This window comes from Methylocella sp. CPCC 101449, from assembly GCF_031921685.1.
GTDB lineage: Bacteria > Pseudomonadota > Alphaproteobacteria > Rhizobiales > Beijerinckiaceae > Terripilifer.
Genome location: NZ_JAPDHU010000004.1, coordinates 384,932 through 403,769, shown reverse-complemented (window position 1 = coordinate 403,769; position 18,838 = coordinate 384,932). Strand labels below are relative to the sequence as shown.

23 protein-coding genes and 1 pseudogene are annotated in these 18,838 nt (G+C 61.8%); 12 read left to right on the top strand and 12 right to left on the bottom strand.

Features of this window, described 5'->3' with window-relative positions; translation table 11 throughout:
• The first annotated feature begins 150 nt into the window (after window positions 1-150).
• Window positions 151-753, top strand: a complete 603-nt coding sequence (locus OIM99_RS26565; RefSeq protein WP_311853539.1) for a TIGR00730 family Rossman fold protein — start codon at window positions 151-153, stop codon at window positions 751-753.
• 54 nt (window positions 754-807) lie between these two features.
• Window positions 808-1,173 carry a hypothetical protein gene (locus OIM99_RS26560; RefSeq protein WP_311853538.1) on the top strand — a complete coding sequence of 122 codons (366 nt, stop codon included), beginning with the start codon at window positions 808-810 and terminating at the stop codon, window positions 1,171-1,173.
• Between the two features lie 190 nt (window positions 1,174-1,363).
• On the opposite strand, the gene OIM99_RS26555 is transcribed toward OIM99_RS26560, so the two are convergent.
• Window positions 1,364-1,885, bottom strand: a complete 522-nt coding sequence (locus OIM99_RS26555) for a DUF6428 family protein (RefSeq protein ID WP_409371582.1) — start codon at window positions 1,883-1,885, stop codon at window positions 1,364-1,366.
• Window positions 1,886-1,952: 67 nt separating this feature from the next.
• Here OIM99_RS26555 and OIM99_RS26550 point away from each other — a divergent pair, with 67 nt between their 5' ends.
• Genes OIM99_RS26550 through arsB form a run of 4 tightly spaced genes read left to right on the top strand, consistent with a single transcriptional unit; the run spans window position 1,953 to window position 4,351 of the window.
• Complete coding sequence (locus OIM99_RS26550) at window positions 1,953-2,309, top strand: metalloregulator ArsR/SmtB family transcription factor (protein WP_311853536.1); 357 nt, start codon at window positions 1,953-1,955, stop codon at window positions 2,307-2,309.
• The gene (locus OIM99_RS26545; RefSeq protein WP_311853535.1) at window positions 2,302-2,829 is read left to right on the top strand and encodes an arsenate reductase ArsC; all 528 of its coding nucleotides are present in this window, start codon (window positions 2,302-2,304) and stop codon (window positions 2,827-2,829) included. The genes OIM99_RS26550 and OIM99_RS26545 overlap by 8 nt, the downstream gene beginning before the upstream one ends.
• Window positions 2,826-3,272, top strand: coding sequence for an arsenate reductase (glutaredoxin) (gene arsC, locus OIM99_RS26540; RefSeq protein WP_311853534.1), 447 nt, complete (start codon window positions 2,826-2,828; stop codon window positions 3,270-3,272). The genes OIM99_RS26545 and arsC overlap by 4 nt, the downstream gene beginning before the upstream one ends.
• Before the next feature lie 47 nt (window positions 3,273-3,319).
• Window positions 3,320-4,351, top strand: a complete 1,032-nt coding sequence (gene arsB, locus OIM99_RS26535) for an ACR3 family arsenite efflux transporter (protein WP_311853745.1) — start codon at window positions 3,320-3,322, stop codon at window positions 4,349-4,351.
• A 153-nt stretch (window positions 4,352-4,504) separates the two neighbouring features.
• On the opposite strand, the gene cimA is transcribed toward arsB, so the two are convergent.
• Genes cimA through cysS form a run of 3 tightly spaced genes read right to left on the bottom strand, consistent with a single transcriptional unit; the run spans window position 4,505 to window position 7,958 of the window.
• Complete coding sequence (gene cimA / locus OIM99_RS26530) at window positions 4,505-6,094, bottom strand: citramalate synthase (RefSeq protein ID WP_311853533.1); 1,590 nt, start codon at window positions 6,092-6,094, stop codon at window positions 4,505-4,507.
• Window positions 6,091-6,579: a GNAT family N-acetyltransferase gene (locus tag OIM99_RS26525; RefSeq protein WP_409371568.1), complete on the bottom strand. Its 489-nt coding sequence runs from the start codon at window positions 6,577-6,579 to the stop codon at window positions 6,091-6,093. Before OIM99_RS26525 ends, cimA begins: the two co-directional genes overlap by 4 nt.
• Entirely contained in the window at window positions 6,576-7,958 is a 1,383-nt protein-coding gene (gene cysS, locus OIM99_RS26520) for a cysteine--tRNA ligase (protein ID WP_311853531.1), read from the bottom strand. The genes OIM99_RS26525 and cysS overlap by 4 nt, the downstream gene beginning before the upstream one ends.
• Before the next feature lie 266 nt (window positions 7,959-8,224).
• On the opposite strand from cysS, the gene OIM99_RS26515 reads away from it, so the two are divergent.
• Window positions 8,225-8,554 (top strand): hypothetical protein, encoded by a 330-nt coding sequence (locus OIM99_RS26515; protein WP_311853530.1) that lies wholly within the window; start codon window positions 8,225-8,227, stop codon window positions 8,552-8,554.
• Window positions 8,555-8,562: 8 nt separating this feature from the next.
• Here the strand turns inward: OIM99_RS26515 and OIM99_RS26510 are convergent, their stop codons facing one another.
• Window positions 8,563-9,054: an SgcJ/EcaC family oxidoreductase gene (locus OIM99_RS26510; protein WP_311853529.1), complete on the bottom strand. Its 492-nt coding sequence runs from the start codon at window positions 9,052-9,054 to the stop codon at window positions 8,563-8,565.
• 69 nt (window positions 9,055-9,123) lie between these two features.
• On the opposite strand from OIM99_RS26510, the gene OIM99_RS26505 reads away from it, so the two are divergent.
• Window positions 9,124-9,585, top strand: coding sequence for a MarR family transcriptional regulator (locus OIM99_RS26505; protein ID WP_311853528.1), 462 nt, complete (start codon window positions 9,124-9,126; stop codon window positions 9,583-9,585).
• Here OIM99_RS26505 and OIM99_RS26500 read toward each other — a convergent pair.
• On the bottom strand, window positions 9,582-10,112 hold the full coding sequence (locus OIM99_RS26500; RefSeq protein ID WP_311853527.1) for a CreA family protein: 531 nt from the start codon (window positions 10,110-10,112) through the stop codon (window positions 9,582-9,584). The genes OIM99_RS26505 and OIM99_RS26500 overlap by 4 nt on opposite strands.
• A gap of 78 nt (window positions 10,113-10,190) precedes the next feature.
• Window positions 10,191-10,376, bottom strand: coding sequence for a hypothetical protein (locus tag OIM99_RS26495; RefSeq protein ID WP_311853526.1), 186 nt, complete (start codon window positions 10,374-10,376; stop codon window positions 10,191-10,193).
• On the opposite strand from OIM99_RS26495, the gene OIM99_RS26490 reads away from it, so the two are divergent.
• A complete protein-coding gene (locus tag OIM99_RS26490) occupies window positions 10,366-11,508 on the top strand; it encodes a DUF2865 domain-containing protein (RefSeq protein WP_311853525.1) in 1,143 nt (380 codons plus the stop codon). The two genes, OIM99_RS26495 and OIM99_RS26490, sit on opposite strands and share 11 nt — an antisense overlap.
• Before the next feature lie 3 nt (window positions 11,509-11,511).
• On the opposite strand, the gene OIM99_RS26485 is transcribed toward OIM99_RS26490, so the two are convergent.
• The 3 genes and pseudogenes from OIM99_RS26485 to OIM99_RS26480 all read right to left on the bottom strand — a co-directional run bounded on the left by OIM99_RS26485 (window position 11,512) and on the right by OIM99_RS26480 (window position 14,151).
• Entirely contained in the window at window positions 11,512-12,585 is a 1,074-nt protein-coding gene (locus tag OIM99_RS26485) for a pilus assembly protein TadG (RefSeq protein WP_311853524.1), read from the bottom strand.
• Window positions 12,586-12,630: 45 nt separating this feature from the next.
• Window positions 12,631-12,795: pseudogene (locus OIM99_RS27905) on the bottom strand (TadE/TadG family type IV pilus assembly protein); the annotation flags it as partial.
• Between the two features lie 117 nt (window positions 12,796-12,912).
• Window positions 12,913-14,151: an MFS transporter gene (locus OIM99_RS26480; protein WP_311853523.1), complete on the bottom strand. Its 1,239-nt coding sequence runs from the start codon at window positions 14,149-14,151 to the stop codon at window positions 12,913-12,915.
• A gap of 113 nt (window positions 14,152-14,264) precedes the next feature.
• On the opposite strand from OIM99_RS26480, the gene OIM99_RS26475 reads away from it, so the two are divergent.
• Window positions 14,265-15,173, top strand: coding sequence for a LysR family transcriptional regulator (locus OIM99_RS26475; protein ID WP_311853522.1), 909 nt, complete (start codon window positions 14,265-14,267; stop codon window positions 15,171-15,173).
• On the opposite strand, the gene OIM99_RS26470 is transcribed toward OIM99_RS26475, so the two are convergent.
• Window positions 15,160-16,062 carry a LysR family transcriptional regulator gene (locus tag OIM99_RS26470; RefSeq protein ID WP_311853521.1) on the bottom strand — a complete coding sequence of 301 codons (903 nt, stop codon included), beginning with the start codon at window positions 16,060-16,062 and terminating at the stop codon, window positions 15,160-15,162. The genes OIM99_RS26475 and OIM99_RS26470 overlap by 14 nt on opposite strands.
• A gap of 104 nt (window positions 16,063-16,166) precedes the next feature.
• On the opposite strand from OIM99_RS26470, the gene OIM99_RS26465 reads away from it, so the two are divergent.
• Together OIM99_RS26465 and OIM99_RS26460 are read left to right on the top strand one after the other, a co-directional pair.
• Window positions 16,167-16,781: a glutathione S-transferase gene (locus OIM99_RS26465; protein WP_311853520.1), complete on the top strand. Its 615-nt coding sequence runs from the start codon at window positions 16,167-16,169 to the stop codon at window positions 16,779-16,781.
• Between the two features lie 10 nt (window positions 16,782-16,791).
• Complete coding sequence (locus OIM99_RS26460; protein WP_311853519.1) at window positions 16,792-17,754, top strand: pyridoxamine 5'-phosphate oxidase family protein; 963 nt, start codon at window positions 16,792-16,794, stop codon at window positions 17,752-17,754.
• A gap of 173 nt (window positions 17,755-17,927) precedes the next feature.
• Here the strand turns inward: OIM99_RS26460 and OIM99_RS26455 are convergent, their stop codons facing one another.
• Window positions 17,928-18,803: a hypothetical protein gene (locus tag OIM99_RS26455; RefSeq protein WP_311853518.1), complete on the bottom strand. Its 876-nt coding sequence runs from the start codon at window positions 18,801-18,803 to the stop codon at window positions 17,928-17,930.
• Window positions 18,804-18,838: the final 35 nt, after the last annotated feature.

The following is an 18,838-nucleotide window of genomic DNA, read 5'->3' as shown; positions in this document are numbered from 1 at the left end:
CATTTGCCTCGCGCCACCTGGCCGACATCGCCTGATTATTCAGGTGATTTAACCATTATGGCATTGAAAGGCCAATGATGGCGATTCGCGCGGCCAAGCTTGCCGGAACCGTGCCTTGACCCTGCCACAAGCGCACGTCAAAGCTGTGCCATGACTGAAATTCGCAATGTTTGTGTTTACTGTGGTTCCTCTCCTGGAACCGATCCGATTTTCGCAGATGCAGCCCGCAAGCTCGCCACCGAACTGGTGAATGCTGGCATGGGTCTCGTGTATGGCGGCGGCAGCCATGGGCTGATGGGCATTCTCGCCCGTTCGGTCTTCGAAGCCGGCGGCCACGTCACGGGCATCATTCCCGACTTCCTCGACGTACGCGAACGGCGCTTCAAGGAAGCGCAGGAACTCGTCGTCGTCGCCGACATGCATACACGCAAGCGCATGATGTTCGAGAAGGCCGATGCCTTCGTCGCTCTGCCCGGCGGCATCGGCACGCTCGAGGAACTCGTCGAGCAGCTCACCTGGGTGCAGCTCGATCGTCATAACAAGCCTGTCGTGCTCGCCGATATCGGCGGCTTCTGGCGGCCGTTGCTCGATCTGTTCGCGCACATGCGCTACAAGGGCTTCATCCGCAGCGATCTTGAAGTGCGCTATCAGGTCGCCGAGAAAATCGAGGACGTGGTGCCGATCCTTCGTGCGGCGAAGGAACAAGGCAAGCGTGCCGGCATGGAATCCGCCGATTTGACGTCACGCCTCTAGTTGGCGATGGTGCGTTCAAATTCAGAGAGCCGATGTAGGAGAGGAGCAGCCATCATGACGTTGACCCGTCACACCCTCACGCGTTCCATGGTCGTGGCTGCGGCCGCGGTGACTTTGTCGCTGACAGCGACGTCGGGCTTCGCGCAATCGAAGCGTGGTCCCTCGAGCCCAGGCCGCATCACCGTCGAGAACAAGCGCGACGCCGCGCTGGTGGAACTGAAACTCGTCGGCAAGGAAGGCGCTGCCGCAACCGAACGGGTGGTGGCGAAGAACCTGGCGCCGGGCAAACGCGTCACCTTCACCCTGCCGCCGCGCTCGGGCTGCACGTTCGATCTCGCTGGTACGTTCGAGGACGACAGCGTGATGGAAGCGGAAGACCGCAACCTGTGCCGAGACAAGGTGCTGCGCCTCGTCGAGTGAGGCATGGCCTGAATTCGAGGGCGTGAAATGCGAGGAAAGCGCCCTTGCATGGGGTTGTTCCTCAGAATCGCGTGACACCCCCTCCCCTCAGTCCCAGAGCCCTTCTCCTTGCCGCGCTCATCGCGGCAAAATCAGGCTGAAAGATACAAAGGGAGGGCGGCGGAATTATGCTCACCCCAAACGAGAGTGATCAGCCGCAACAGGGCTGCTTGCTATTGGAAGGAGAGCAGCTGGCGGACGCTTGCTTCTGTTCTTCCAACCAGCGATCACGTGGCTTGCAACTCGCAGCACGCGGCGCCAGAGCCACCGACAGCACGCCATCAGAGAAGACCGGTGCAGCAGCACAGTGAAGCTGCATCGGCGCAACGCCATCGCTGACCTCGAAGGTGAGCCGCACGTTGGCGCCCAGCGCAAAATGCCTGGACACCTTACGAATGATGGCGGCGAACTTCCCCGCCGTCATATGGGTGCGGTCGCCGTCGATCACATCCCAAAGCTGGACGAAGATTTCCGACCACGCCTCGGGATTTCCGCCGCAATCCAGCGCAGCGAACTGACCCGTTTTCACTTCGGTGACATGATAGCCGCGCTGAATGGCGCGACCATCGTAGGAAAAGACGAGGGGTGTGTCCGGGCTCGCGTCACAGGCTGCGAGCAGATCGCCAAGCGTGATGTCATCGATGGCGGCGGGGGACGGTAAGGCAACGTCCATCTTGTCAATCTCGATCATCTTTGCTATCCTTATTTCAATGATCATATGAATATAGGATTATTGAATTATGGAAGAACGTCAAGCCCTCGCGGCCTTCGCGGCTCTTTCTCAGGAAACCCGCCTTCGCATTGTGAGGTTACTGGTTACCGCTGGCCCGGAAGGCATGGCGGCCGGAGCCATTGCTGAAGCCGCAGGCGTCTCAGCGTCGAACGTATCGTTTCACCTGAAAGAACTAACCCAAGCCGGACTGGCGACCGCAAAGCGGGAAGCGCGCTCGATCTTATACACGGCTGACTATTCCGCGCTGTCGGGACTGATCGCCTTCCTCATGCGCGACTGCTGCGCCGGACATCCTGAAATCTGCATACCCGCAGCCACCCAATCGTGCTGCGGCCTCGAAGTGAAGGAGCTTCCCCGTGCTTGATCGCGTCTACAATGTGCTGTTTCTCTGTACCGGCAATTCTGCTCGTTCGATCCTCGCGGAATCGATCCTGCGCAAGGATGGCGCGGGTCGCTTCAATGCCTTTTCAGCCGGAAGCCAGCCGAAAGGCGAGGTCAATCCGATTGCACTGACCACTCTCCGAAATTGGGATTATCCGGCGGACGGTTTTTACTCGAAAAGCTGGGATGTTTTCGCCGAGCCCAATGCACCAGTCATGGATTTCGTATTCACCGTCTGCGACAGCGCGGCCGGAGAAACCTGTCCGTTCTGGCCGGGCCAGCCTATGACGGCCCATTGGGGCATCGAAGATCCTGCGGCCGTCGAAGGCACCGATATCGAGAAGCAGCGCGCGTTCAACGACGCGTTCCGCTTCATGAAAAACCGGATTTCCGCTTTCATGGTTCTGCCGATCAAGAGCCTCGACGCCATGGCGCTCGGGACGAAATTGCGCGAGATCGGCCAATTGGAGGGATCGACGAACAAGCGCTGGGACGTGGCATGAGCGCCACCGATATCGTGATTTATCACAATCCCGAGTGCGGCACGTCGCGCAATACGCTGGCCATGATCCGCAACGCCGGGATTGAACCGCATGTCATCGAGTATCTGAAAACGCCGCCTTCGCGGGCGCTTTTGATCCAAATGTTGGAACGCGCCGGCATATCCGTTCGAGACGCGCTACGGGAGAAGGGTACGCCTTATGCAGAACTTGGCCTCTCTGACCCAACACTGACAGATGATGCATTATTGGATGCCATCGAGGCGCACCCCATTCTTATGAATCGCCCGATTGTTGTTTCTTCGCTGGGCGTGAAGCTCTGCCGCCCCTCAGAAGCCGTCCTTGATCTTCTGCCGAACCCGCAACTCGCTGCCTTCACCAAAGAAGATGGTGAGTGGGTCATCGACGCAGAAGGCCGCCGTGTCCTGCATGAGGCAAAATCATGACCCAAGCAGCGACAGACGCAACAACCTCATCTGCCAAAGCCTCTCCTATGGGCCTATTCGAGCGCTCTCTTACGTTGTGGGTGGCACTCTGCATTGTCGTTGGCATCGTTCTTGGCCGGATGATGCCCGACGTTTTCCACGTGATCGGCGCGACGGAAATCGCACAAGTCAATCTGCCCGTGGCGGTTCTAGTCTGGCTCATGGTCATTCCCATGCTGCTGAAGATCGACCTCGCCGCGCTTGGTCAAGTCGGCGCCCATTGGCGCGGCATTGCCACGACCGTCGGTATCAACTGGCTGGTCAAACCCTTTTCGATGGCGCTGCTGGCGTGGATCTTCATCGCCAATGTTTTCCGGCCTTATCTCCCAGCCGATCAGCTCGAAAGCTACACGGCGGGACTGATCCTGCTGGCCGCCGCACCCTGCACGGCCATGGTGTTTGTGTGGTCGAATCTCGTGGACGGGGAACCCCATTTCACGCTCGGACAAGTGGCCCTGAACGACACCATCATGGTGGTCGCTTTCGCACCGATCGTCGGCCTCCTGCTCGGCCTCTCCTCAATCGTCGTGCCGTGGGGCACGCTGCTCCTGTCCGTTCTGCTTTACATCGTCCTCCCGGTAATCGTGGCGCAGCTTTGGCGACGGGGTTTACTCAATGGCGGCGGGCAAGCTGCCTTGGATCGGACGCTGAAAACCTTGTCGCCGTTGTCTCTGGGCGCACTGCTGCTGACACTCGTTCTGCTGTTTGGCTTGCAGGGCGAACAGATCACCCGTCAGCCAGCGATCATCGCCATGCTGGCGGTGCCAATTCTCATTCAGGTTTATTTCAACGCCGGACTGGCCTATTGGCTCAATCGCCGCCTCGGCGTCGAATGGTGCGTCGCCGGACCGTCTGCACTCATTGGCGCGAGCAATTTCTTCGAACTGGCGGTGGCCACGGCCATTGCCTTGTTTGGCTTCCAATCGGGAGCAGCGCTCGCAACCGTCGTCGGCGTCCTGATCGAAGTGCCGGTGATGCTGTCCGTCGTTCGGATCGTGAAGGCATCAAGAGGCTGGTACGAACGCGGCGCGGCCGTGTGACGCGATGGCCAGGCAAAGACGGCTCTAGTTGAAACGAGACCACAGCCTTGATGTCATCCCGGACACCTGCGCAGGCGATCCGGGATGACACAGAGGTGGCGGCAAGGACGGCGGCGGCACATGGTTCGATGCCGGCGCTTTGGCGCCAAGCCCTCAAGCCTCAGCCTTCATCAGCTTGTAGTTGATCGAGTCCAACAGCGCCTGGAACGAGGCGTCGATGATGTTGGCTGACACGCCGACCGTCGACCACCTGTTGCCCTGGCTATCGCCGAATTCGATCAGCACGCGAGTCACCGCATCGGTGCCGCCCTGGAAGACGCGCACGCGATAGTCAAGCAGTTCGAGGTCCTCGATATAGGGCTGGTATTTGCCGAGATCCTTGCGCAGCGCGAGATCGAGCGCGTTGACCGGTCCCGCGCCCTCGGCGGCGGAGATGAGGGTGTCGCCGTCGACACGCACCTTGACGATGGCTTCCGACACGGTGACCAGTTCGCCGACCGCATTGTGGCGGCGCTCGACATTGACGCTGAAACGCTCGACGTCGAAATAATCGGGCGCCTGGCCCAAAACGCGACGGGCGAGCAATTCGAAAGAAGCATCGGCGCCTTCATAGGCATAGCCCTGCGCCTCTTTCTCCTTCACCTCCTCCAACACGCGCATGACGCGCGGATCGTCCTTCGCGACGGTGATGCCGAGGCGTTCGAGCTCCGCCAACACGTTCGATTTGCCAGCCTGATCGGAGACCAGAACCTTACGGACATTGCCGACCGCATCCGGTTCGACATGTTCATAGGTCTTGGGGTCCTTCAGCACGGCGGAGGCATGGATGCCCGCCTTGGTCGCGAAAGCCGATGCGCCGACATAGGGCGCATGGCGATTGGGCGCGCGGTTGATCAGCTCGTCGAAGGCGTGGCTCAGCTTGGTCAGGCCGCGCAACTTCTCGTGCGTCACGCCGATCTCAAAACGATCGGCAAACTCGCTCTTCAAGAGAAGCGTCGGGATGATCGAAACGAGATTGGCATTGCCGCAACGCTCGCCCAGGCCATTCAGCGTGCCCTGGATCTGCCGAGCCCCGGCGCGGATGGCGGCAAAGGAATTGGCCACCGCATTCTCGGTGTCGTTGTGGGTGTGGATGCCCAAATGGCTGCCGGGGATGTGGCGGGCCACTTCGCCGACGATCCGCTCGACTTCATCGGGCAAGGTGCCGCCATTGGTGTCGCAGAGCACAACCCAGCGGGCGCCGGCTTCATAAGCGGCGCGCGCGCATTGCAGCGCATAAGTGGGATTGTTCTTGTAGCCATCGAAGAAGTGCTCGCAATCGAGCATGGCTTCGCGGCCGTTCTTCCCGGCATAGGCGATGGAATCGCTGATGCCTTCGAGATTTTCCTCAAGCGTGATGCCGAGCGCGACATGCACCTGGAAATCCCAGCTCTTGGCGACATAGACGATCGCATCGGCCTCGGCCTCCATGAGGCCGGCAATGCCCGGATCGTTGGAGGCGGAGCGGCCCGGCCGCTTGGTCATGCCGAAGGCCGCGAAACGCGCCTTCTTCACCGCCTTCTTGCGGAAGAATTCGGTGTCGAGCGGATTGGCGCCGGGATAGCCGCCTTCGACATAATCGAGGCCGAGATCGTCGAGCAGCGCGGCGATGCGGCGCTTGTCGTCGATGGAGAAATCGACACCGGTGGTCTGCGCGCCATCGCGCAAAGTGGTGTCGAAAAGATAAAGGCGTTCGCGGGTCATTGGGTGGTTTCCATCACCAGCGGCTTGGCCATCGTCGTATTGGCGAGCCAGACACCGGCCCGCTCGACGCTGTTGCGCTGGCGCGGCTCGTAGCCGCGTTGTTTGAAGAAAGGTTGCGCCGTGTCGCTGGCGTCTGTGGTCAATTCCTTGACGCCGCGCGCCGCTGCCAGCCGCTCAAGCCCGTCGCACAGCGCGCTGGCGACACCCTGGCGGGCGAAGGCCGAATGGACATAGAGCATATGGAGCACGCCGCCCCGCAAGGTGGCGAAGCCGGCGATCTCGCCATCCACTTCGGCGAGAATGGTGAGACCATTGGCAAGGTTTTCGCCAAACTTCTGTTCATTCTCGACGCTGGCGATCCAGGCCGTGCGCTGTTCCTCGTCGTAATCGTCCTGGGTCAGCTCCTCGATGCTGTCGACGAAGACATCGATCAAGGCCGGCAGATCCTGCGGCAGCAGGATCGGGCGAAGGGCGGGCGCGCTCATCGTTTGATCTCCCAAGTGGTGACCATTTCGCCGGTCGCAGGATCCTTGCCGTCCATGAGCTGCAAGCCCATGGCGACAAGCTCGTCGCGGATTTCGTCTGAGCGTTTCCACTCCTTGTTCTTGCGTGCCTCGATGCGTTCACGGATGCGCGCGGCGATCAACTCTTCGTCGAGTTCCGCCGCAAGATGCTGCGTGCGCGGCTGATAGGCCTCAAGGTCGATGCCGAGCACTTGCAGGCTGGCCGCCAGCGTGTTTGCCTCGCCGGCACGCGCCAGACGATGCAGCTCGGTCAGCGCCAGAGACGTGTTGAGATCGTCGGCCAGTGCCTCGATGAACGCTTCCGACGGCGTTCCCGGCTTCACGCCCTTCGCCAGCGCGGCCCAATCGTCGAGCGTCGCTTCCGCTTCGTTCAAGCTGCGCACAGTCCAGTCGATCGGCTGGCGGTAATGGGTGCGCAACATCGACAGGCGCAACACCTGCCCCGGCCATTTGCGGCCGCCGAAATTTTCCGTCTCCAGCAATTCGTTGATGGTGACGAAATTGCCGAGGCTCTTCGACATTTTCTCGCCTTCGACCTGCAGGAAGCCGTTGTGCATCCAGACATTGGCCATGACCGGATGATCGAAGGCGCAGCGCGACTGGGCGATCTCGTTTTCATGGTGCGGGAACACCAGATCGATGCCGCCGCCGTGGATGTCGAACGTTTCGCCGAGATGTTTCCACGACATGGCCGAGCATTCGATATGCCAGCCCGGCCGGCCACGGCCCCAGGGCGATTCCCAACCGGGCTCTTCGTCCTTCGACGGCTTCCACAGCACGAAGTCCATGTCGCCCTTCTTATAGGGCGCGACATCGACGCGGGCACCGGCGATCATTTCGTCGAGCGGCCGGCGCGACAGACGGCCGTAGTCGGCCATGGACGGCACCGAGAACAGCGCATGACCGTCGGCCACATAGGCATGGCCGCCGGCGATCAGCTTCTCGATGATGGTGATCATCTCGGCGATATGTTCGGTGGCGCGCGGCTGTACGTCGGGCGGCAAGGCGCCGAGCGCCGTCACATCGCTCTGGAAGATGGCGTTGGTTTGTTCGGTCAACTGGCGAATGGAAATGCCGCGCTCGGCGGCGCGCTCGTTAATCTTGTCGTCGACGTCGGTGATGTTGCGGACATATTTGACGCGGCCGACGCCGTAGATGTGGCGCAGCAGACGGTAGAGCACGTCGAAAACGATGATCGGCCGGGCATTGCCGATATGGGCATAGTCATAGACCGTGGGGCCGCAGACATACATGCGCACCTGGGCCGGATCGATCGGGCGGAAGTCCGCCTTCGTCCGGGTCAACGTATTGTAAAGGCGCAAGGACGGCACAGTGGACATAGATTCCCCTCTCCGGCCTGCTGGCGGGGGGCGATGTCGTTTTCAATGCGCGAAAAGACGGCTCCAGCCAGCGGGCGGGCTAGCTAATAATAATCCGGCAGAGGCAGTTGTGGAGCGACAAGCTGCGGAGCGACATGGCCGGCACCATGATGGAGAGCCGTCGCTGCGTCAAGCGCATTGCCCGGCTATTTATAACCGCGGTTAAACGAATTTTCACAGGATGGCGCCATCTTTCGGTCACCAAGACGACCGCGCCGGTGCCCCCCATGCGTAAGCTGTTCCCGTTTGAAGTCCCCGTCCCGCCGGTGATCATGCCGTTGGCCGCCGCTTTCCTGGCGTTGGCCGCCGCTTTCGGCCAGGTCCGAGCAGAACCCGTCCGCTCCTTCGTCATCGCGGCGGAGGATGGCTATGGCATCAGCGAGTGTGTCGCCAGCCGTCAGGCCTGCGGCCGTGTGGTGGCCGACGCCTGGTGCGAAGGCCATGGCTTCGGCAAGGCCTCGGCCTATGGTTCGGCCGACGATGTCACCGGCTCGGTCGCGGTCGCCCAGATGTCGGCGCCGCCGCGTGGCTCGGTGATCATCACCTGCGGCGACTGAGTCTCTTCTTAAAGTCCGAATTTCATCAGCAGCGCCCGCCATGGCGTGATGGCGAAGATGCGCGTGTTGTGGAAGGCCGCGAACCGCCAGTCCGTCCCTTCGCGCACCGCCACCAGGGTCTGGATGGAGCGGCGCGACGGCGGAAAGGTCTTTTGTCCCGCCAGCCGGCTATTGCCGATGCCGTGAACGAGGATCGTCGCGGTATCGACCGGCTTCAGATCGACGCTCTCGAAGATGATCCGCGAGCCTTTGAGGTGGGTGTCGAACAGAAGCTGATGGCTCTGCGCCACCGCCGCGCGCCCGCGCAACCGATCGCCATTGAAAGTGACGTAATCGCAGGTTTCGGTGAAGCCGGCGCCATAGGCCGCGCTGTCGCCGGCATTCCAGGCCTTCGTCAGTTGCGCGATCAGATCGCCGAGGGCTGTAGCATCCCCGGCTGCCACGCCGTCGCTTTGGCTGATGGCACCGCCCGTCTGGGTTTGCTTTCCCGTGTCGGTCACGTTAGCCTCACTCACGATGTATAATTCTCAGATTCTAAGATATATTTCCTGTAAGATAAAGCAGAGGCGATGTCAACGAAACCGGGTGTGATGGACGGCGTGAACGGCTGGCGCGAACTGAGCGCGCGGACGATTTTTCTGCATCAGGCGATTGCCGATCATCTCGGCCTGAACATCACCGATCATAAATGCCTGGATCTCGTGCTGACCCATGGCCCGATGACCGCCGGCCGGCTGGCCGAGGACAGCGCTCTGACCACCGGCGCCATCACCGGCGTCGTCGACCGGCTGGAAAAGAAGGGGTTCGTGCGCCGCGTCGCCGATCCGCACGACCGGCGCAAAACCATGATCGAGGTGGTGCCCGAAAGCCTGACCGAGGTGGAACAGATTTTCGCCAGGCTGGCGCAGAAGACGGCGGAGATCACCACGCGCTACAGCGACGCCGAGCGCGCGGCGATCAATGATTTCGCCCACCGCGGCGCCGTCATGATCGATGCCTTCGTCCGTGAACTGCGCAACAAAGGCGCTTAATCCTTCAGGAAATCAGCGCATTTCGGGATGTCGCCGCTCGCGCCCCACGGCATGATCGGCACGCTGGAGGTCGAGTTCTTCGGGCTGCCGTCGATCAGCTTGTCCGAATAGACCATATAGACCAGGACGTTGCGTTTGGGGTCGCAGCCGCGCACGATCTGCATCTTCTTGAAGATCAGCGAGCGGCGCTCCGAAAACACCACGTCGCCCTGTTCGAATTTGGCCTTGAAACTGATCGGGCCGTACTGGCGGCAGGCCAGCGAAATGTCCGACACTTCCTCGGCGACACCGAACATGCCTTTGAAGCCGCCCTTTTCAGGCACAGTGTAATGGCAGGCCACCCCGTCGACGACCGTGTCGTCGATCGCATAGGTCGCCAGCTTGTCGTTGGGCGTCAGCCATTTGAAGACTGTGGATTTGCGGAAGATCAATTCTGGTTCACCAGCCGCCTGAGCAGCGCTGCCGGCGGCCACGACCATGACGGCCAAGGCCCCGCAAAATCTGGCAAATCCCTTCAATCGTGACATTTCAGCCTCCGAAGCGAGCGCTTCTCATATGGGGTGTGAGCTTGGCGCTACAACGATTGCCATCAAGGGAACAAGAAGTTAACGAAAGTTCGCCGCGCGTCGCCCCCAAAATGGGTCGGCTTCCGAATCAATGGCCAGAGCCGATGAATCTTGGCCGACGAGTTTCAAACGCTTGATGCCAGTCTCAACACCCAGCCCTTTGCCGATCAAGGCTCCCGCCCGGGGCCTGCGCGCCGCACGGCGGATCGCCAGCGTGGCCTCCATCTGTCTTCTCTCCTGGCTGACGCCTGCCCTCTCTCCCGCCCTGGCACAGGTCGATTGCAGCGCCTTGCAGGCGCAGATCGCCCGCACGGGCCAAGGCGGCAGCGCCGGGCGCTATCTCACCGCGCTAAACCGTCAGCGCGGCGAACTCGCCCGCACCCAGGCCTATGCGCAATCGCTCGGCTGCGACCGCCGGCAGTTTCTCTTCTTCGGTTCGCCGCCGCCGGCGCAATGCGGGCCGCTGGAACAGCGCATCGGCGCCATGCAGGCCAATCTCGCCAATCTGCAGGCGCAGGTGCAGATGGCCAGCGGTGGCCGCACCCAGCTCATCGCGCAGTACAATACCTATTGCCGCAATAATCAGGTCGCCGTGCAGCAGCCGCGCTCCTTCTTCGAACAATTGTTCGGTGGCGGGCCGCAATATGAGCAGCTGCCGGTCAATCCCCTGCCCGACGACGATCTGGGCGGCGACGAACAGCGCCCGCGCGGCGGCGGCTCGACGGCGATCTGCGTACGCACCTGCGACGGCGGTTTCTTCCCGGTCAGCTATAGTGCCGGCAGCCGCGATCTCGACAGCTTCGCCGATCTCTGCAAAGCGCTGTGCCCGAATGCCGAAACGGAAGTCTATCGCTTCACCAATGGCGGCAATATCGAAGATGCCGTCAACAACGCCGGCATGAGCTACACGAGCCTGCCCAATGCCGGCAAGTTCAAGAAGAGCTATGATCCGACCTGCTCGTGCAAGCCGCCCGGCAAGTCCTGGGCGGAAGTGCTCGACGGCGCCGAGAAACTGCTCGGCTCGCGCCGCAACGATCTGATCGTCACGCCGGAGAAATCCGAAGAACTGTCACGCCCCCGCGCGCCGCGCGGCACCCAGGCTTCAGCCAATCCGCGCAACCCACCGCAACCGCAGACACAGCCGCCAGCTTCCACCCTGTCGGCCATTCAGGAAACGGAAAAGCAGGACGCGGCGAGCGGCGAAACCGTGCCGACCGCGGGGTCCGCCAGCGCCGGTATCGAAGGCGGACGCGCCACGCGCGGCAGCGTCTATGGCGTCACCGACGGCCAGCGCCAGGAGAGCAAGGATGCGCAAGGCCGCAACCGCCGCGTGCGGGTGATCGGCCCGTCGCAGTAGGCCTTAGTTCGACAGACGCAGTTGCGACAATGACGCGCCGATGGACTGGAAAGTCGTGATGATCTGATCGGCCGTGGTGAGCATCACGAATTTCGAGGCATCGCTGGCGCAATATTTCAAAGCCTCGGCGGTGGGGTCATTGTTGGTATTGACCTGCACGCTGTAGATAACAACGCCGGTCTTCTTGATGTTGTCGCACAAGGGTTTCTGCCTGGCATCGACCTCTGGGGAATAATCGCGACCATTGCCGTCCCAACGGTCCCTGGTATTGAGACCGTCGCTGAGGATGATGATGACATCTGTATATTTGTAAGCCTCGTCTTTCGCCGGCGCATTCAGCGGCGCCCCCTCGGTGAGCGACTGCCACGCCCAAGCAATACCGATGGTTTGATTGGTGGCGCCATTGGGCGTCATCGAGTCAACCTTGGCTTTCAGCTTCGCCCAATCATAGGTCAGACCCATCAGGCTGACCGGAGAATCAGAGGCCTGCGTAGCTGGAAAAAGCGTCGAACTGCTGGTTGGCGTTATATTGCTGAGGTTGGAATTTTTATCACGGTCCATGACCGAGCCGTCCCAGTTGGTTCGGCTGCAGGTGGTCCCGCACCACCTCAGGACGTCATTGGGAAGCCAATAATTCCAAGTGATCCATGATGCACCGACACTCGCTTTATCGACATTGACGACCCTGGCGAAGGGGATGATCGACACGTAGACATCGCCATCCTTGCCAGCGGCGCTCTTCAAGGAGGTAATCAGATTGTTGGTAGCCGTTCTCAGCGCTTCAATTTTTTTGGGGTCGCCCTTTTTTTTGGGGGGATCGTCCATCGAGCCCGTGTTGTCGAGCGCCAGCGCGACGCGCAGCCGGGTGCTGCCCCAGGTCGACGTGGACGTTGCCGACACGTCGTTCGTCGCGACGCCGATCAAGTTCATGAACGTGGTCGGGACGGAAACTCTCGCCGTCACCTCGATGGTCGCGTTCTTGGTTCCGACCGGCGTATAGGTCAACGTCGTGGTCGGGTCGCTCACGCCAGAAACGCTGAAACCCGCCGCCACGGAATTTTGCGCGATCGCCAGCATCTGAGCGCTCGTCAGCCCGGGCGATTGGCGGGCGGTGTTGAGCGCGGCGGCATCAACAGCGGCCTGCAAAGCCGTCTGCACGCGCAGATCGCGGCTGTAATCGACGGCCGCACCGATCATGATCAGCATCGGCAGGAGCGCGAAAGCGACCATGACCGCGACGTTGCCATCGGTGGCTCGCAACAAATTTCGGAAATGTTTAGTCGCCATAGTAGAGATCAGCCCCAATGGATCGCGGCCGTTCTTGTAGCGACATTCTGTTACACAACTGTTTTAACGCATCGGCCGCGGAGCTTTTTTCGATTTACCGATCGTTAAGGATAAGCGTCAGGTGCTGGCGCGTTTGGCAATCGCCTGCAATGCAATGCCAAGCGCGATCGCCACGGTGATCGCCAACAGCGCCGCCACGGCGACGACAGCGCCGGCGCCCGGCCAGCCAAGGGCTTCGAACGCGCCACTGACCAGGACAGGGCCAATCACCTGACCGAAGTTGACGCCGGAATTCATCAGGCCAACGACCACCGGTGCGAGAACCGCCGACGGAGCTAGGATCGGCACGGTCGAAAACAACGTCGCCGGGATCAAGCCACCGACGGCTGCGAAAAGCACGCAGAGCAGAAACGTCACCGTGTCGGGGAACACCGGCAGGAACACGCCAAGCCCGGCGATGCCCATCGTGGCCGCGGCGAAGACGATCAGTTTGGCGCGCCCGACGCCGCGCGCCAGAAGATGGCCGGCGGCAAGATTGCCAACGATATTAGCGCCGGTGGCGAGCGCGCTCAGGGGACCGGCCCAGCCATGGGCCACCTGCATGCGTTGGTTCAACAGCACCGGCAGGAAGTTGAACAGCGCGAGAAACATCAGGCTGTAGAGCGCGAAACAGACCGCCATCAGAACCGGACCACGGCTCCGCATCGTCAGCCATGTGTTGGCGACGAGCGACCGCCAAGACGATGACAGAGCCGGCGCCGTAGAGGCGGCGCGGGTCGGAACGATCAGAAAGACCGCATAAGCCGCCACGGCCGCCAAGGCCGCGCCCCCCCACCAGAGCATGTGCCAATCGACAAAGAAGGGCCCGATCAACATCGCCAGCGCCATGCCGATCGGCATGAAACAACTCCACAGCCCAAAGGCGACATCGCGCCGGCTCGGATCGACCACCCGTTGCAGGATCGCCGGACCAGCGACGGCGATCAGCAGGATACCGAGCCCCTCGATGGCGCGCGCCATCAAAAGGACGGCGAAAGCCGGCGCGAGCGCACCCAGCGCCGATCCCAAGACGATGACGGCAAGACCAAGAATGAAGATGCGGCGATCGCCCACCCGCGAGACGATGGCGCCGGCGGGAATGCCGCCGAGAAATCCGAAGACGGCGAACATGCCGGTCAGCCATCCCAGCGCCGTGAGGCTGACGTTGAAATCGGCCTGCAACAGCGGGGCGGCGACGACGGCCTTGCCGATCTGCAGCGACGATACGACCCCCGATCCAACCAGCAAGGTCACGATGGTCCGCTGCAAGGCGGCAGGCATCGCCTGAGATCGATCCGGCAAAACCATGCTCGTCATGTCCACTCCGTTTCGCCCAGTCGGCTTCACCTGGTCAGCCGGGTGGAAATGGTGGCTTTCTCTGATCTATAGAAGTGAGATAATTTAGATCAAACCGATCTATGGAGCAGATCATGCTGGAGACCGTCAGTCTCGACCAGATCCGCACCTTCGTGACGGTCGCCGATGCCGGCAGCTTTCGGGCCGGCGCCAAGCGGCTGTCGCGGGTGCAATCGGCGGTCAGCCACGCCATCGCCAATCTGGAAGCCGACCTCGCTGTGCAATTGTTCGATCGCTCCGGCCATCGCCCGGTGCTGACGCCCGAAGGCCAGGCCCTGCTGGTCAACGCCCGGGACATTCTGCTGCGCGTCGATACCTTGCGCGCCCGCGCCCGTGGCCTGGGCGAAGGGGTCGAACTGGAGCTGTCGCTGACCGTCGACACACTCTTTCCTCTCGCCAAGGTCGGCGCGGCCTTGCGGGAGATGCACGCGGCCTATCCGTCGGTGGCGATCCGTCTGGCGGTCGAGCCCTTGGGCGGGCCCGTCGCGGCGCTACTGGAACAGCGCAGCACCTTGGCGATCCGCGTCGGCGAGGATTTTCGCGATCCGCGCATCACGCTGGAAGCGCTGTCGTCGATCGAGATGGTGGCAGTGATCGCCTCTCATCATGCCCTTGCGCAGGCCACGGCTGATACAATCGGCCTGCCGGAATTGGCCGACCATTTGCAGATCGTCCAATCTGACCCTACCTCGCTGTCGGAAGGACGCAGCTTTGGCGTCCTCTCCCCGCAGATCGTTCGCGTCACCACGCAAGACACCAAACATGCGTTGATCGTCGCGGGCCTCGGCTGGGGCCGATTGCCGTTTTGGCAGGTCGAGCGCGACCTCAAGGAAGGCCGCCTCAAACGCCTCAACACCACGGCGCTTGGCCGCAATGCGCAGGTGGTTTCGGAGGCCTATCTCGCCCATCGCGTCGATCAGCCGCTTGGGCCCGCGGCCCGCGCTTTCAGCGCCGCCCTGCGGCGCCTCGCTATAACCGATTGACCAACGGATTGTTCCTGAGCCGCTGCGCCGCCAGCTCGACGAAGGCTCGGACTTTCGCCGTAACCTTGCGGCCTTCCGGATGCACCACATGAATGGGCAAAGGCTCTTCTTCATCGTCGGTGAGAACGGCGATGAGTTTGCCTTCGGCGATCAGCGGCGCCACTTGATAGGACATCACCCGCGTCAGCCCCCAGCCCTGCACCGCCGCTTCGATCGCCGCATCATTGGTGCTGCAAAGGAGCCGTGGTGTGATGCGCACGCTGGTCTTCTGCCCCTGTCCGAAATGCCATTCCGACAGCGACCAGGTGCTGGTCGCGCCAACGATCCGGTGTGCCGATAAATCGGCGGGCACGCGCGGCGTGCCATGGCGGCGAAAATAATCGGGCGAACCGCAGACCACGCGCCGCACCGTTCCCACCCGCGTGGCCATGAGATTGGAGACGGGTAACGGTCCGAGGCGAACGGCGACATCGATCCCCTCTTCCAGCAGGTTCGTAACGCGGTCGATAAGGAAGGCGCGTGCCGTGACACCCGGATAGCAATCGAGATAGTCCATGATGATCGGCAGGACATAGATGCGCCCGAACAGGGCCGGCGCCGAGACCGTCAACGTACCCGTCGGCGTCGCGAACGAGCCGGCGGCGGCGGCTTCCGCCTCCTGCACCTCGGCGAGGATGCGCCGGCAATCGTCGAGATAGCGAGTACCGGCCTCGGTCAGGGTGACGGTGCGCGTGGTGCGCACGAAGAGCCGTGTTCCAATCACGTCTTCCAGCGCCGCCACGGCCCGGGTCACCGCCGGCGGGCTGGACCGCAAAGCCTTGGCGGCCTGGGCGAAACTTCCAGTCTCCGCCACCTTGGCGAAGACCCACATGGCTTGAAAGCGATCCATGGCTTCTATTCCTGAAAATGGAATAATGAGTTTCAAATTACGATTATTCAGCCCTATTACGCAATAGTTTAGAGCTTGCCGCCTGGTTCAGGAAAGGCCGTCTCATGAAGCTCTATCACCACCCCCTGTCTGGCCATTCGCATCGTGCGCGGTTGTTTTGCGCGCTGGCGGGGCTGCCGCTCGATCTCGTCGAACTCGACGTTCTGAAGGGCGCCCATAAGTCGACCGACTACCTCAAGCTCAATCGCTTCGGCCAGGTGCCGTTGCTGGATGACGATGGAACGCTGGTGCCGGATTCCAACGCCATCATGATCTATCTCGCCAAGAAATATGATCGCGGCGAATGGCTGCCGGAGGATCCCCTCGGCGCGGCCCGCGTGCAGCGCTGGCTGTCGGTCGCCGCCGGGCAGATTGCGTTTGGTCCGGCGGCCGCTCGCCTCGTCACCGTCTTCGGCGCCAAGTTCAATCCCGACGAAGTGATCCAACGCGCGCATGCGATCCTGCGTTTGCTCGATGCGGAACTTCAGGAGCGCGACTGGCTCGCGGCCGCGCAGCCAACCATCGCCGACATCGCGCTTTACAGCTATGTCGCCCGCGCGCCGGAAGGGAATGTCGATCTTTCCGCCTATGGCAACGTCAACGCCTGGCTGCGTCGCATCGAAAACCTGCCGGGTTTCGTGCCGTTTCAAGAAACCGTCGGCCTCGCCGCCGCACGTTGAGACCGATCCCATGCGCGATCATGAAATCCTGACACATCCGCCGGAGGGCTCGCCGTTTCATTGGGGTGAAACGGCGCTGCAGCAGCGGATGGGCATCGCCGAGCGCATGGCGGCGCTTGGCGGCAAGGTCGTGCGTCCCTTCATGCCCGAACAACATCGCGCGTTCTTCGCTCAACTGCCGTTCGTGCTGGTGGGCGCCGTGGATGCCATGGGCGATGCTTGGGCCGGCCTGGTGGCCGGCCAACCGGGCTTTATCACCTCGCCAACCTCGACATCGCTTGCCATACGCGCCGAGCGCAACGACGACGATCCTGTCGCGGCGGGGATGGAGGATGGTGCCAGCATCGGTTTGCTGGGCATCGAACTGCACACGCGGCGGCGCAATCGGATGAACGGCTGGCTGCGTCGCTACGATGGTCACGGCTTTAGCGTCGATGTCGAACACAGCTTCGGCAATTGTCCGAAATATATTCAACTGCGCGACTACGAAATCGCGCCCACCGACGGTGGATCGGCGCCGCTTTGGATGTCAGAGTTGAACGACCGCGCGCGCCAGATGATCGCGCGCGCGGATACGTTCTTCGTCGCGACCTATGTCGATCGCGACGATGGGCGGCGGCAGGTGGATGTCTCGCATCGCGGCGGCAAACCGGGCTTCGTGCGCCTGTCAGGCCATCGGCTGATCATTCCCGACTTTCTCGGCAATCACTATTTCAACACGCTCGGCAATATTCTGGCCAATGGCAGAGCCGGCCTGCTGTTCATCGACTTTGCGACCGGCGATCTGTTGCAACTGACGGGCGATGCAAAGGTCGATCTCGATGTCAATGCCGAGGCAACCTTTCACGGCAGCGAACATATTTGGTCCTTCGTGCCACGGCGCGCGGTTTACCGGGAACGGGCGGCTGGCTTGCGGTGGAGCTCACGGCTTGACGGGCAATCACCGTTCAATGCCACAACCGGCGCGTGGTGAGACGCATACGGAAGTTTGGAATCCTTGGTGTCATCCCCGACGGCCGCGCAGCGGCTGAGCGGGGATCCAGAGCGAGCGGTAAAATGCTGCTCGATACACTTTACCACGCGCCCCTGGATTCCCGTTCGCGCTTCGCGCGTCGGGAATGACACTGAGAGTTGCGCGACAGCCCGCTAAATCCAGATCTGCGCCGCGTCGGCGCCTGAGCGATAGGTGCCGGCCGTCTGCGAGGTGTTGCGATTGATCAGCGGGCGGCCGAACATCGGATGCGTCATGCTGCGCACTTCATGGTCGATGGTGAACAGCGTGCGGCCGTTTTCGAGATCGACGATGTTTTCGAAGCGATATTGCTGGCGATTGCTCTCCTCCGAGATCAAATCGCGTTCCCAGAGTTTTTCATAAGGGCCGGAAAAATCCGCCACGTAAATCTGGATGTGATGAGGCAGACAGATCACGGGTTCAGCTTCTGTTTCGCGGAAGATCAGGGCCTGCCCGGGGCCACAGGCGACGCGCAGGAAACTGCCCTGCCCGTCGGCATCCATGTGATGACGGGCGCCGATCATCTCCTCATAGAAGCGGCCGATCCCAGCCAGGGATCCGCGCGGTACTTCGAATTCCACATAGGCCATGCCCAGCGACATCTGGCCGAAGCGTTGCGGATCGGGCGTATGGCAGCGGGCGCGATTGCCCCAAGGGCAGGTCAGTTCGATGGCATCGTTGGTCGCGGCCCAGGAAAAGCGCGTCCCGGCGAGATCGACGGAAACCTTCTGCAAGCGGGCCACGAGCGCGGCGCGATCCGGCACGACGAGGCCCGCCACGGTGCGCGGCGCATAGGCCGCCTCGCCGGTCGGCAGATGAAACTGACTTTGGCCGACATTGACCCACATATTGTCGACGCCGGTCATCAGAAAAGGATCACGCGTCAGGCCCAGGCCCGTGACGTAATAAAGTGTCGCCAGCCGCTGGTCCGGCACGCGCAGATTGATATGGCCGACATCGACAATATTGCCGAGATCTTCGCCGGCCCGATCGAGCATTTTTCTCGTCATGTTTCGCTCCCTCGCGCCAAACTAGACCCGCCGCG